Below are 12617 nucleotides of genomic sequence, written 5' to 3'. Positions count from 1 at the left end.
CTCTGGCTGCCGGGCCCTGGCCGCCGGCTGCGGACTGCACGCTGCCGGCCCCCGGCCCCCGGCCCCCGGAACGAGCTCCGCAGCACCGGATGGGGCCGGACTACGGGGTCACCACTCCCTTGCGGCCCGGGCGGCGGCTGCCCCACAGGCGGCCGCCGCCGGCCTCATTCTGCCGCCACCCGCCCCGCCCAAGCCGTCAGGCTGGAGTGGACGCGGTCGATGTGGGACAGGGCGTCGTCTCGTTGCTCGGCGTGTTCGCCGAGGAGCCGGGCTGTCTCCTCCGCCACGGTCTCGGCGTGCTCGCGGGCCTGGGCGACCAGCTCCGCCGCATGGGCATGGGCCTCCTCCTCCAGATCGCGGGCGGAGTCCTCTGCGTCGGCGAAGGCGTGCTCGGCGTCGGACAGTGCTTGCTCGGCGCGCGACATGGCCTCCCCGTCGTGCGCGTCCGACGCAGCCTCGCGGGCGGCCTCCTCCCGCTCCGCCTGCGCCCACCGTTCGGCGTGTTCCTTGGCCTGCTCGGCCAGCATCCCGGAGGTACGCCGGCGCATCTCCCGCAGCGCGGCCACTGCCTCGCCCCGTTCTTCCTCCGCCTCACGCCCTGCCACGCCCCGGATCTCGTCGGCCTCGGCGTGTGCGGCGAGCAGCCGCTGGCGGGCGCGTTCGTCGCCGTCGGCGCGTACGGCATCGGCGTGCGCCTGGGCGGACTCGCGCACGCCGGCCGCGGTCGACCGCACCGAGTCCACGCGTTGCCGCGCTTCCCGCAGCGCTTCCTCCCGCACGGCAGCGGCCTCCTGCTCGCCGAGTTCGAAGAGTCGCCGTGCACGCTCCCCGAGCGTCTCGTAGGTCTGCGGGGCCAGCCGGGCCACGGCCTCGCGCAGCCGCTCCAGTTCCTCGTCCATCCGCCGGGCGAGCACCGTCAGGCGGGCTGCCCTCTCCCAGGCCGCGTCCCGGTCCGCGGAAAGGGCCTCGGCATACGCGTCGACCTGCTCGGGACGGTAGCCGCGCCCCCGCACGGCCGTGAAGCCGTGCGGTGACGCCGTCGCGCTGCTCATCCAGGCCCCTCTCCACCACACCGATGCGCAGGCAAGCGCACCGATGCGAAGTCGCGCTAGAAATGGGATGATTTCGCGCACATCTTGGTGGATCAGGCGGAAGTGTTCATAACGCGACACTCCGCACAGAGGTCACGGGCCCACGGCCCGTACGGGCCGTCAGCCCCAGGTGGTGCCCGCGGGCTCCTGGATGGTCGTGTTGATGCGGTTGAACATGTTGGTGACCGAGACGGTGAGGATCAGGGCGGAGAGTTCCTTCTCGTCGAAGTGGTCGGCCACCTCGTCCCACAGCGCGTCCGGCACCGACTCCCCCGAGAGGTCGGAAAGCCGCGTCATCGCCTCCGTCAGCTTCAGCGCGGCGCGCTCGGCGTCCGAGAAGAAGGGCGCATGCCGCCAGGCGGCGACGGCCGCGATGCGCTCCTCGCTCGCCCCGGCCTTGCGGAGGTTGGCCACGTGTCCGTGCACGCAGGCCCCGCAGCCGTTGATCTGGCTGGCGCGCAGCCCGACGATCTCCGCCACGTCCGGGGCCAGGCCGCCCTCCCCGATCGCCTGGAAGAGGGTGCCGATGCCCTTCATCGCGCCGGAAAGGACGTACGCCGGGTTCGTCATCCGTGCCTGCATGATCTCTGCCTCCTGTGTCGGCGGTGCGTCGTGCGTCGCTGTCACTGCACTGACGGAACAGCGGAGAGAGATGTGACAGCCCGGCGCGAAGAATCTTCGGCACGGGCATGAGAAGAGCCGGGCCCGGTCGTACGAGCGACCGAGTCCGGCTCCTTGTGGCACGTCAGCGGCGAGGCGTCACAGCAGTCCGTCCCACATCTGCTCCAGCAGCACCGACCACCAGCTCTCCGGCGACCCCAGTGCCGCCGGGTCGAGCGCGGCCAACTGGGCCTGGAAGTCGACGGTCCAGCGGCCCGCCTGCTCCTGGTTCAGCCCGAACCGCAACCGCCACATCCGCCCGAGCAGCGCCAGACAGCGCGCGAACTCCGGCAACCCGGTGTTCACGAACTGCGGCGGCACGGGCGCTCCGCCCGGCCCCGCCTCCACCGGCACGGCGACGATGTTCGCCGTGCCGTACTGCACGCAGATCGCCTTGCCGAAGTCGCTGCCCATCACCAGGTAGGAACCGGCGTCCGAGGCCGACTGCACCCCGCGCTCGGCCGCCAGCTCCGCCAGTGTCGGAACGGGCCGGCCGGGCTGCGCCTGCGCCCAGAAGAACGGGCCCATGTCCATCGGCAGTCCGGCCGCCACCAGCGTGTGCGCCACCACCGGCGGCACACCCTGCCGCGACACGGCGGCCTGCTCGAACCGGAACACCCCCGGCCCGAACGCGGCCCCCAGCTCCTGCCCGATGGCCTCCGGCGGGATCGGCGGCGCCATCTGCACCGGCGGCAGCGGAGCGCGCACCGGCGCAGGGCGCGCCGGGCCGTCCGCCACCTGGTGCAACTCGCCCTGGTGGGCCAGCAGCTGCTGCATGCCCTGCTGGCGGCTGGCGTGGTCCGTGCCGTACGGCGCGATGCTCGTGATGCGCGCCTGCGGCCACTGCTCCCGGATCATCCGCGCGCAGTACGCACCCGGCAGCTCGCACGACTCCAGCTCGGTGTGCAGCTCCAGCACCTGGTCCGGGGGCACGTTCATGGCCCGCAGCTCGTGGAAGATCTGCCACTCCGGGTGCGGCGTACCCGGCGCGGAACGCCGGATCAGCTGCTGCTCGGAGCCGTCCTGCGCGCGGTAGCGCAGCACGGCCTGATAGCCGGGCCCGACCGTCGGCTGCCCGGTCGGCTGCTGCGGATAGCCGTACGCCGGCGGCTGCCCGGGGACGGGCTGGCCGGGCGGCGGCATCGCACCCGGGGGCATCGCACCCGGCGGCATACCGGGCGGCACCGCGCCCGGCATCCCCGGCGGAAGCGGCTGAGCACCGGGCGTGCCAGGGGCGCCCGGGGCGGCACCCGGGGCGGCGGGTGGTGCGCCGGGAGCCTGCGGCGGCGGAGGCACGCCGGGACCGCCCGCCGGGGGCGTGGCCAGCATGGTCTCCGCATGGTGCACGGGACCCGGACCACCGGGAGCACCGGGAGCACCAGGGGCACCGGGCGCACCGGGCGGCTGCGGCGCACCGGGCGGGCCGGGCGGGTGGGGAGCACCCGGCGGGTTCGGCATCCCCGGATGCTGGGGGGCACCCGGAGCACCGGGCGCTCCAGGGGGAGCCGGAGGCTGCGGCGCACCCGGGCCCATCCGGCCCGGGTCGGCAAGCATCGTGGCAGCGTGGTGGACACCGCCGGGCGGCGTGCCGCCCGGAACGCCAGGAGGCTGCGGCGCACCGGGAGGACCGGGCGGGTTCGGCGCACCGGGAGGGCCGGGCGGGTTCGGCGCGCCCGGAGCACCGGGAACCCCCGGCGGCGGCAGCGGCGTGCCCGTCCCCGAAGAGTCCCCGGATCCGGATCCACCCGGCCCGTCAGGCCCGAGCGCCGACACCATCTGCGTGGGCACGTAGCCGCCCGCGGGAGTGCCCGGCGCCCCGGGCCCGGACGGCGGAGGCGTGCTGCCCGGCTGAGCACCGGGCGTCCCCGGGGCACCCGGAGGAGGCGGAGTGGACGGACCCGTACCCCGCCGCCCGGGCGGCGGAGAGGCCTTGCTGGTCGCGGCGTCGGCGATGTCCCCGGCGTTCGGAGCGGCCCCCGGCCCGGCGGCCGGCGGAGGCGTACTCCCCTGCGGGGCCTGCGGATACCCGTACGGCTGCCCGCCGGGCACGGGCGGAGGCGTACTGCCCTGCGGGGCCTGCGGATACCCGTACGGCTGCCCGCCGGGCACGGGCGGAGGCGTACTGCCCTGCGGCACACCACCGGGCGGCGTCCCCGGCACACCACCGGGCGGCGTCCCCGGCACACCCGGAGCACCCCCCGGACCTGCCGGATAGCCGTACCCGGGACCACCAGGCGCGGGCGGGGGCGCCGCCCCCGGCCCCTGCGCGTTCGGGTCGTCGACCGCCGGCGACAGCGCCGTGGGCGGCAGCTGACTGCCACCCGACATCAGAGTCGTCTTGGCCTCGGGCGTGGCCGAGGGCGGCGCGACGTCGCTGTCGGCCCCGCTCAGCGGCGGCGCGAAAACCGTCGCCGGCAGCGGCACGGAACGGTCGTCACCGGCGTCCGCGTTGGTGTCCGTGCCGGCCCAGGGCGTCGCCCCCGCAGGCACGGACGGCGCCACCGGAGCCCCGGAAGCACCCGCGTCGGCGTCGGAGTCACCGCCCCCGGCCGCCGGCCACGAGGCACCACTGCCCGGCGCGGCCGGCGCACCCTGCGCGGGAGTCGCCGAACCGGAAGCAGGACCGGACCCAGAACCGGAAGGGCCAGCGCCGGAACCAGAACCAAGCCCAGAACCAGAACCAAGCCCGGCACCAGAGCCGGAATCCGACCCCCCAGCCGCAGAAGCCGCTTGCTCCCCGGCTCCAGCCCCCGCACCCCGCCGATCCGGAATCCCCAGCTTGTCCGCCGCGTCCTGCAACCACTCCGGCGGAGTCAGCAGGAACGACGTCTGATTCAGATCCACCCGCGCGGCAGGCGCCTGCGGTGCCGGCTCGTCCACCGCGTCCGGACGGCCGTACTCCTCCTCGTACCGGCGGATCACCTCACCCACCGGCAGCCCGGGCCACAACGTCGCCTCGCCACTGTCCCGCGCGATCACCAGCCGCTGCGCACCACCGTCCGACCGCGGCCCGTCCGCCCGGTCCTCGGCCCACACCACGAACCCGAGATCGAACTCCCGCACCCGCACCTCACGATGCTGGTACGACGGCAGATCCCCGTTGATCCACTCTTCCGCACGCTCCTGCGCCTGCGCGAAGGTCACCATCGCCGACCTCACTCCCCCACGGCCGAGGACGACACCGCACCCACCGGCACCACACGCGCGAACCCGCCGTCCACCATCAGGTTCGCCACCGTCTCCAACTCCGGCGGATTGCCCGCCAGCCGCGACAGGAAGACATCGAAGTCGTCCCCGCACAGCAGCAACAACCGCTCCACGCGCTCCGCCGGCGGCATCGAGGGATCCACGTCCCGCGCGTCGTCGTACGCGCAGAACCACACCGAACCGATGTGCTCGCCCCTCACCTTCACGGCCAGCAGCCCGCCCTGGACGAACGCGATCCCCAGATAGTCCTTGGTCAGATGGTCACGCAGACACTTGTTGACGTACACCAGGTCATTGACCGCCGCCTCGTCGCGCACCGTGAAGAACGGCTGGTCCACCAGCAGACCCAGCTCCGCGTCCAGCGCGGCACCCACCGGCGCACAGCCACCCGCCGCCTTCAGGAACGACCGGTACGCACCCGGCAACCGGTAGCCGAGGTCCTCCTCGACGCCCTGCACCTGCGACTCCGTCACCGCGACACCCGACTTCGGCAGCCCGAAATGCGCCGGACGCGTCTCCTGCAACGGCCGCGTGCCCCGCTTGGAATGGTCGACACCCGACGTCGCCACACCCCCGTGATGCCGCAGCAGCGCCTTCACCTCGACCGGAACCAGCTCCAGCCGCCGCGTACCCACCACGTGGTGCCACGTCCAGCCGTGCGGCGTCGCCACCGCCGGCACCGTGTCCCACAACTCGTGCCCGGACGCCGACAGCGCCGTGTTCGCCGACACATAGTCCGTCAGCCGCAACTCGTCGACACCGAAACCCTCCGGCGGCTCCGCGATCTCCGCGGCCGCGCGCGCATAAGCCGAGAAGTCGGGGTAACCGTGCTCGTCGACCCGTACCCCTCTCGGGTGACGCGCCGCCCGGACCGGATCCGGGAAGTGCACGACCTGCCCGGCGTAGGCCGCGTTCGGCGGCGCGGCTTGCTGCCCGAGCCGACCTGTCGTCATGGCGGTTGCCCCCTGCGGCACTCTGTACGACCCGTATTGACCACCCTTGGCGCACTACGACCCGTATCGACTGTCACTGCACGCGCCGACAGCGGATCACCCTCCGGTTCACTGCATCGAGCCCCGAACGGATCACCGCATCGCCCGCGGTGCCGACAGCCTATGCGGTACGACGACACCGGTCACCGGCACCGGTCAGCACCCCCTCCGCTTCCGTGACCAGGCGTCACCCCACCGTGACGGCACACCCCGCTATGGGCGTGTCGCCGCGCCCCAGCTTCCGCACCAGCCACGGCATTTGGCAGTCTGTGACCCCCGGGGGGATGCACGGAGGGGAAGACGATCATGAATGCCACGCAGACGGGACCACACACCGGCAGGTCCGCCGACCCACGAAACGGCGACCCCCGAGGCGGCAGCCACGGCACCGGCCCCCAGGCCGGCGACCCACGAGCCACCGACCCCCGAGGCGGCGACCCCCGCATCGGCTGGAGCGCCACCGAGGCAGCCCACGCCCCCGCCCTCCGGCACCGCCGCGACGGCATCCTCCCCACCGTCGCCGCCGCCCTCTCCGTCCGCGGCACCACCCTCACCGGCACCGCGGCCCGCGGCGACACACCCCCCGCCCTGCACCCCCTCGTCCAGGACTTCCTCGACACCCTCACCAGCGCCCAACGCGACCGCTACACCGGCCGCTGCGCCGAAACCATCCTCATCTCCCGCCACATCGCCGCCGCCGACACCGCCCGCAGCAAACGCGCCGCACGCAAACCCATGACCAACGGCGAGGCACGCAAAGCCCTCAAGCAGGCCAAACTCACCGCCCGACGCATCCGCGAGGACGGCGACCCCCTCCACGGCAGCTTCGCCACCCCCTGCCGCGCCTGCACCGCGCTCAGCGCCCACTTCGGCGTCCGCATAGTCGACCCGGCGTCCCAGAACGGCTGACGCACCCCACCCCCACAGCACCAGACACCCCGGCGCGCCCTCTCGCGCCACCCCATGACCTCGACGAGACGAAGGGCGCATGCACGCCGACCGCACCTCCACCACCCGCTTCGCCGTACCCGTCGACGCCGCCCTGCGCGCCGCCGGCTGGCAACCCGGACGCTGGGACATCAAACAAGCCGAGATCTGGGCCGACGCCCTGCGCGACCACGCCTCCCCCGCCGGCCACCGCCACACCGTCTTCCCCGCCGCCGTCGAGGCCTGGGCCGAATTCGGCGGACTCCACATCACACCCACCGGCCCCGGACGCCAGGTCGCCCCCGCCCACCTCCACCTCGACCCACTGCACGGCCTCCACATGGCCCGCACCCTCGGCGACCTCGGCCGCGCCCTCGGCACCGACGTCTGCCCCCTCGGCGCCGAAACCGACAGCCAGGCCCTCCTCGCCATCGACACCGACGGCCGCGTCTACACCCTCGACCACACCGGCGACTGGTACCTCGGCCCCGACATCGACCAAGCCCTCGCCACCCTCATCGCCGGCACCGCACCCGCCCGCCTCACCACGAGCTGAGCACCCAGCCGCGTCACGACGCCGGAATCACCGCCGACACCCGGAAACCCCCCGCATCCGTCGGCCCCGACACGAACACACCACCCAGCGCCGAAACCCGCTCCCTCATCCCCACCAGCCCGTTCCCACCCGACGGCAACCGCGCCGACGACGCCGCCTCCTCAGGCGGCTCGTTCTCCACCTGCATCGCGATCTCCGACACCCGATGCGCCAACCGCACATACGTCTTCGCCCCGGCCGCGTGCTTGTGGACGTTCGTCAACGCCTCCTGCACCACCCGATACGCTGTCTGCTCCACCTGAGGCGCATACGACCGGACATCCCCCTCCACCGACAGCGCCACCACCATCCCCGCGGCGGCCGACTGCCCCACCAACTCCTCGAGCTCCGCCAGACTCGGCCCCTCGTCGTCGGCCGCCCGCGAAGCCGCCGCAGCCGCGGCCGCAGCCACCCCCACCGCCGCGAGCGGCACCGAGGCGGCAGGAACCCGCCGCTCACCCCCACCGCTGCGCAGCACCCCGAGCATCTCCCGCAGCTCCGTCAGCGCCTGCCGCCCCATGTCCCCCACCAGCGCGGCGTTCTTCACCGCCTTCTCGGGATCCTTCCGCGCCACCGCCTGCAGCGCCGCCGCATGCACCACCATCAGACTCACCCGATGCGCCACGACATCGTGCATCTCCCGCGCGATCCGCGTCCGCTCCTCGCTACGGGCCCACTCCGCCCGCTCCTCCGCCCGCTCCGCGAGCAACTGAAGCTCCCGCTCCAGACTGTCCGCCCGCTCCCGCAGGCTCTCCATCAGCCGCCGCCGCGCCCCCACGTACAGACCGAGCAGCACCGGAGGCGCCGTGAAGCCCAGCGACATCGTGATCGCCGCGAACGGCACGAACCAGTCCCCTATGTCCAGGTCCCCCCGCGACATGTCCTGCCGCGTCTTCACGAACGTCACGATCAACGTCCCCACCAGCGACATCCCCGCCAGCGAGGCGATGATCCGCCGGGGCAGCTCGGCCGCGGCCAGCGTGTACAGGCCGACGACGCCCATCACGAAACCCATCTCGGCGGGCGTGATCGCGATCGAGACCAGCACGACGGCGATCGGCCACCGGCGCCTCACCAGCAGCACGGAACCGGCCAGCAACCCGAAGACGACCCCCGCCGCCACCGGGATCCCCGCGTCCCGCGCGAACGGGACCCCCTCCACCGCGCACTCCAGCGCGGACACCACGGCCAGGCTCGCATCGAACACGGCGCTACGCCGCCTGGCCCACCACCACGGCCCTCCACGGGCCGTCACATGGTCTTCCCCCGTCGCGGTCATGCCTCCCAGCCTAAAGGCGCCCCCCGCCCGCTTTCCGGCGAGTTTCCGGGACTGGCCCACACCACACTCCGTGACCGTTCGGCTGCGATACCACCCGATATCCCTCGAACTGCTGAATCGCTCACCGTTCGAGCCCGGAGGGTCCCATTCCGCCCGGACGGTATGCGTATGGCACATGCATCCGGCAAGTACGCCGACTTCGAGGGACTACGGGAGAAGGCGGTGGCACTCCGCCGCCAGGGCCTCAGCCTTCGCCAGATCCGCGACGAACTGAAGATCTACAACAACGACATCCTCAACCAACTGATCAAGGGCGAACCGCCCCCGGCCTGGACGAAACGCCCCCGGGCGAAGGACGACCTGCGGGAGAACGCGAGGGAGCTCCGCCTCCAGGGCTGGACGTACGACCAGATCGAGGTGGAGCTGGGGTGCTCCAAGAGTTCGATCTCGCTGTGGGTACGGGATCTGCCGAAGCCGGAGCGTCGTGATCCGACGGAGCAGGCGAAGCTGGCAGCGCGACGGAGGTGGGAGCACGAGCTGGCGGTGCGCCACGAGGCACGGCAACAGACCAAGGAGGCGTCCAAGCAGGCGATCGGCGAGCTCTCCAACCGCGAGCTGTTCCTGGCCGGTGTCGTCCTCTACTGGGCCGAGGGCGCCAAGGACAAGGCGCACAGCCGACAGCGCCGCGAGAACCTCCAGTTCATCAACAGCGACCCGAACGTCATCCGGTTCTACCTGCGCTGGCTCGAGTCGCTGGAAGTCGATCGCGAGCGTCTTCGATTCCGCCTCTACATCCACGAGTCGGCGGACGTGGCAGAAGCCGAGGCCTACTGGGCCGATCTTGTCGGCGTGGACACCGGGACGTTCCAAGGCACGACCCTCAAGAAGCACAACCCCAAGACAGTTCGCAAAAATGTGGGTGACTCGTACCGAGGCTGCCTGGCCATCTACGTCGCCCGGAGCGCTGACTTGTATCGTCGCGTGGAAGGCGCCTGGTACGGCATAGTAGAGGGCGCCGATCGGCGACCTGGCTAAATGTCCGGTTTAGTCGAACTGTCCCCCGTGGTGTAATTGGCAGCACTGTGGCTTTTGGTGCCATCTGTCCGGGTTCGAGTCCTGGCGGGGGAGCCCATGCTCGGTGCGGGCCCTGACTGATCACACCCCAGTCAGGGCCCGCACCCATGCCCCCCACAAAACCCCCCGGTATCCTGCGGATGTCACCCCACCCCATCCACAGCCGAAGGGCATCCCGTGAGCGCCAACCGCCCGGCAGCCGTCGTCGTTCTCGCAGCGGGTGAGGGCACCCGTATGAAGTCGGCCACACCCAAGGTCCTGCACGAGCTCTGCGGTCGCAGCCTCGTGGGCCATGTGCTCGCCGCCGCGGGCGAGCTGAACCCCGAGCACCTGGTCGTCGTGGTCGGCCACGCCCGTGAGAAGGTCACCGCCCATCTCGGCGACATCGCCCCCGAGGTCCGCACTGCCGTGCAGGCGGAGCAGAACGGCACCGGGCACGCCGTGCGGATGGGCCTGGAGGAGCTGGGCGGGGCCGTCGACGGGACGGTCGTCGTCGTGTGCGGGGATACGCCCCTGCTGACGGGCGCGACGCTGCAGGCCCTGGCGGCCACGCACTCCGCGGACGGCAACGCGGTCACGGTGCTGACCGCCGAGGTGCCGGACGCGACGGGGTACGGGCGGATCGTCCGGGACGACGCCTCCGGTGCCGTGACGGCGATCGTCGAGCACAAGGACGCCACCGATGCCCAGCGGTCGATCCGTGAGATCAACTCGGGTGTGTTCGCGTTCGACGGGCAGTTGCTGGCGGACGCGCTGAAGAAGGTGCGGACGGACAACAGCCAGGGCGAGGAGTACCTGACGGACGTGCTCGGGATCCTGCGTGAGGCGGGGCACCGGGTCGGGGCGTCGGTGGCCGGCGACCACCGTGAGATCGCCGGGATCAACAACCGTGTGCAGTTGTCGGAGGCCCGCCGGATCCTGAACGACCGGTTGCTGACCGAGGCGATGCTGGCCGGTGTGACCGTGATCGATCCGGCCACGACCTGGATCGACGTGACCGTGACCTTCGAGCAGGACGCCGTCGTGCACCCGGGCACGCAGTTGCACGGCACGACGCATCTGGCCGAGGGCGCGGAGGTCGGGCCCAACTCGCGGCTGACGGACACCCGGGTGGGTGCGGGTGCGCGGGTCGACAACACTGTGGCCGCGGGTGCCGAGGTCGGTGCGGACGCGACGGTGGGTCCGTACGCGTATCTGCGTCCGGGGACGCGGCTGGGTGCGAAGGGCAAGATCGGGACGTACGTGGAGACGAAGAACGCGTCGATCGGTGACGGGACGAAGGTGCCTCACCTGTCGTACGTGGGTGACGCGACGATCGGTGAGCAGACGAACATCGGTGCCGCGAGCGTGTTCGTGAACTACGACGGCCAGGAGAAGCACCACACGACCATCGGTTCGCACTGCCGGACGGGCTCGGACAACATGTTTGTGGCGCCTGTCACGGTGGGGGACGGTGCGTACACCGCTGCCGGGTCCGTGATCACGAAGGATGTGCCGGCGGGTTCGCTGGCCGTGGCCCGTGGTCAGCAGCGGAATATCGAGGGTTGGGTGGCTCGGAAGCGTCCGGGGAGCGCGGCGGCGAAGGCGGCCGAGGCGGCTTCCCGGGAGTCGGCCGGCGAGGGCTGACCGGAAACCGATGCCTGAAACACGGCGTACGGTGATAAGTGCACACCCGCACCCCCACCAGCTGAGACGGCCTCCGGCAAGCCGGCTGCGAGGTTTCTCGACACCTAGCTGCGACACCTCTGAGGAGACAGTGCTGTGACCGGGATCAAGACGACCGGCGAGAAGAAGTTGATGTTCTTCTCCGGCCGCGCCCACCCCGAGCTTGCCGAGGAGGTCGCCCAGCAGTTGGGTGTCGGGGTTGTCCCGACGAAGGCCTTCGACTTCGCGAACGGTGAGATCTATGTGCGTTATCAGGAGTCGGCGCGTGGCGCGGACTGCTTCCTGATCCAGAGCCACACGGCTCCGATCAACAAGTGGATCATGGAGCAGTTGATCATGATCGACGCGCTGAAGCGTGCGTCGGCCCGCTCCATCACGGTCATCGTGCCGTTCTACGGTTACGCGCGGCAGGACAAGAAGCACCGTGGACGTGAACCGATTTCGGCGCGTCTGATCGCGGACATGATGAAGACCGCGGGTGCGGACCGGATCCTGACCGTGGATCTGCACACGGACCAGATCCAGGGCTTCTTCGACGGTCCGGTGGACCACCTGTTCGCGCTGCCGCTGCTGGCGGACTACGTGGGCCGGAAGGTGGACCGGGAGAAGCTGACGGTCGTGTCGCCGGACGCCGGCCGGGTGCGGGTGGCGGACCGCTGGTGCGACCGGCTGGGTGCGCCGCTGGCGATCGTGCACAAGCGGCGTGACAAGGACGTCGCGAACCAGGTCACCGTCCACGAGGTCGTGGGTGAGGTGAAGGGTCGCGTGTGTGTCCTGGTGGACGACATGATCGACACCGGTGGGACGATCTGTGCCGCTGCGGACGCGCTGTTCGCGCACGGTGCGGAGGATGTGATCGTGACGGCGACGCACGGGGTGCTCTCGGGCCCGGCGGCGGACCGGTTGAAGAACTCGCGGGTGAGTGAGTTCGTGTTCACGGACACGCTGCCGACGCCGGGTGAGCTGAGCCAGGATCTGGAGAAGATCTCGGTGCTGTCGATCGCTCCGACGATCGCGAGTGCGGTGCGTGAGGTGTTCGAGGACGGTTCGGTGACGAGCCTGTTCGACGAGCAGTAGGAGTCCGTGGTCGGGCTTCCGTAGATCGTTTTGGGTGCGGCCTCCCTTGC

10 protein-coding genes and 1 tRNA gene are annotated in these 12617 nt (G+C 71.7%); 6 read left to right on the top strand and 5 right to left on the bottom strand.

The features are described from left to right. Positions 1 to 164 precede the first annotated feature (164 nt). From IE153_RS26275 to IE153_RS26260, 4 genes are all read right to left on the bottom strand, one after another. Positions 165 to 1052, bottom strand: coding sequence for a coiled-coil domain-containing protein (locus IE153_RS26275; RefSeq protein WP_189592284.1), 888 nt, complete (start codon positions 1050 to 1052; stop codon positions 165 to 167). 159 nt (positions 1053 to 1211) lie between these two features. Next, entirely contained in the window at positions 1212 to 1673 is a 462-nt protein-coding gene (locus IE153_RS26270; RefSeq protein ID WP_097217081.1) for a carboxymuconolactone decarboxylase family protein, read from the bottom strand. Positions 1674 to 1850: 177 nt separating this feature from the next. Continuing rightward, positions 1851 to 4898 carry an SUKH-4 family immunity protein gene (locus IE153_RS26265; RefSeq protein WP_189592283.1) on the bottom strand — a complete coding sequence of 1016 codons (3048 nt, stop codon included), beginning with the start codon at positions 4896 to 4898 and terminating at the stop codon, positions 1851 to 1853. 8 nt (positions 4899 to 4906) lie between these two features. Continuing rightward, entirely contained in the window at positions 4907 to 5911 is a 1005-nt protein-coding gene (locus IE153_RS26260) for an SMI1/KNR4 family protein (RefSeq protein ID WP_189592282.1), read from the bottom strand. Between the two features lie 345 nt (positions 5912 to 6256). Between IE153_RS26260 and IE153_RS26255 the strand changes: the two genes are divergently transcribed. After that, positions 6257 to 6859 carry a YwqJ-related putative deaminase gene (locus tag IE153_RS26255; protein WP_189592281.1) on the top strand — a complete coding sequence of 201 codons (603 nt, stop codon included), beginning with the start codon at positions 6257 to 6259 and terminating at the stop codon, positions 6857 to 6859. A 79-nt stretch (positions 6860 to 6938) separates the two neighbouring features. After that, positions 6939 to 7433 carry an SUKH-3 domain-containing protein gene (locus IE153_RS26250; RefSeq protein ID WP_189592280.1) on the top strand — a complete coding sequence of 165 codons (495 nt, stop codon included), beginning with the start codon at positions 6939 to 6941 and terminating at the stop codon, positions 7431 to 7433. 13 nt (positions 7434 to 7446) lie between these two features. Here the strand turns inward: IE153_RS26250 and IE153_RS26245 are convergent, their stop codons facing one another. Further along, positions 7447 to 8751 carry a sensor histidine kinase gene (locus tag IE153_RS26245; protein ID WP_189592279.1) on the bottom strand — a complete coding sequence of 435 codons (1305 nt, stop codon included), beginning with the start codon at positions 8749 to 8751 and terminating at the stop codon, positions 7447 to 7449. Between the two features lie 168 nt (positions 8752 to 8919). Here IE153_RS26245 and IE153_RS26240 point away from each other — a divergent pair, with 168 nt between their 5' ends. From IE153_RS26240 to IE153_RS26225, 4 genes are all read left to right on the top strand, one after another. Continuing rightward, positions 8920 to 9786, top strand: coding sequence for a hypothetical protein (locus tag IE153_RS26240; RefSeq protein ID WP_189592278.1), 867 nt, complete (start codon positions 8920 to 8922; stop codon positions 9784 to 9786). A gap of 21 nt (positions 9787 to 9807) precedes the next feature. Continuing rightward, a tRNA-Gln gene (locus IE153_RS26235) sits at positions 9808 to 9879 on the top strand. A gap of 123 nt (positions 9880 to 10002) precedes the next feature. Then, positions 10003 to 11451 carry a bifunctional UDP-N-acetylglucosamine diphosphorylase/glucosamine-1-phosphate N-acetyltransferase GlmU gene (glmU, locus tag IE153_RS26230; protein ID WP_189592277.1) on the top strand — a complete coding sequence of 483 codons (1449 nt, stop codon included), beginning with the start codon at positions 10003 to 10005 and terminating at the stop codon, positions 11449 to 11451. A 135-nt stretch (positions 11452 to 11586) separates the two neighbouring features. After that, positions 11587 to 12567, top strand: a complete 981-nt coding sequence (locus tag IE153_RS26225) for a ribose-phosphate diphosphokinase (RefSeq protein WP_189592276.1) — start codon at positions 11587 to 11589, stop codon at positions 12565 to 12567. Positions 12568 to 12617: the final 50 nt, after the last annotated feature.

The organism is Streptomyces massasporeus (assembly GCF_014648995.1).
In the GTDB taxonomy this organism is placed as follows: domain Bacteria; phylum Actinomycetota; class Actinomycetes; order Streptomycetales; family Streptomycetaceae; genus Streptomyces; species Streptomyces massasporeus.
The sequence above is the reverse complement of the archived record's forward strand: the minus strand, read 5'-3'. Positions and strand labels throughout refer to the sequence as shown.

What these genes read in the sequence shown, in the direction of transcription:
- IE153_RS26275 (WP_189592284.1), bottom strand. Translation starts at nt 1,052, where the DNA reads ATGAGCAGCGCGACGGCGTCACCGCACGGCTTCACGGCCGTGCGGGGG.
- IE153_RS26270 (WP_097217081.1), bottom strand. Translation starts at nt 1,673, where the DNA reads ATGCAGGCACGGATGACGAACCCGGCGTACGTCCTTTCCGGCGCGATG.
- IE153_RS26265 (WP_189592283.1), bottom strand. Translation starts at nt 4,898, where the DNA reads ATGGTGACCTTCGCGCAGGCGCAGGAGCGTGCGGAAGAGTGGATCAAC.
- IE153_RS26260 (WP_189592282.1), bottom strand. Translation starts at nt 5,911, where the DNA reads ATGACGACAGGTCGGCTCGGGCAGCAAGCCGCGCCGCCGAACGCGGCC.
- IE153_RS26255 (WP_189592281.1), top strand. Translation starts at nt 6,257, where the DNA reads ATGAATGCCACGCAGACGGGACCACACACCGGCAGGTCCGCCGACCCA.
- IE153_RS26250 (WP_189592280.1), top strand. Translation starts at nt 6,939, where the DNA reads ATGCACGCCGACCGCACCTCCACCACCCGCTTCGCCGTACCCGTCGAC.
- IE153_RS26245 (WP_189592279.1), bottom strand. Translation starts at nt 8,751, where the DNA reads ATGACCGCGACGGGGGAAGACCATGTGACGGCCCGTGGAGGGCCGTGG.
- IE153_RS26240 (WP_189592278.1), top strand. Translation starts at nt 8,920, where the DNA reads ATGGCACATGCATCCGGCAAGTACGCCGACTTCGAGGGACTACGGGAG.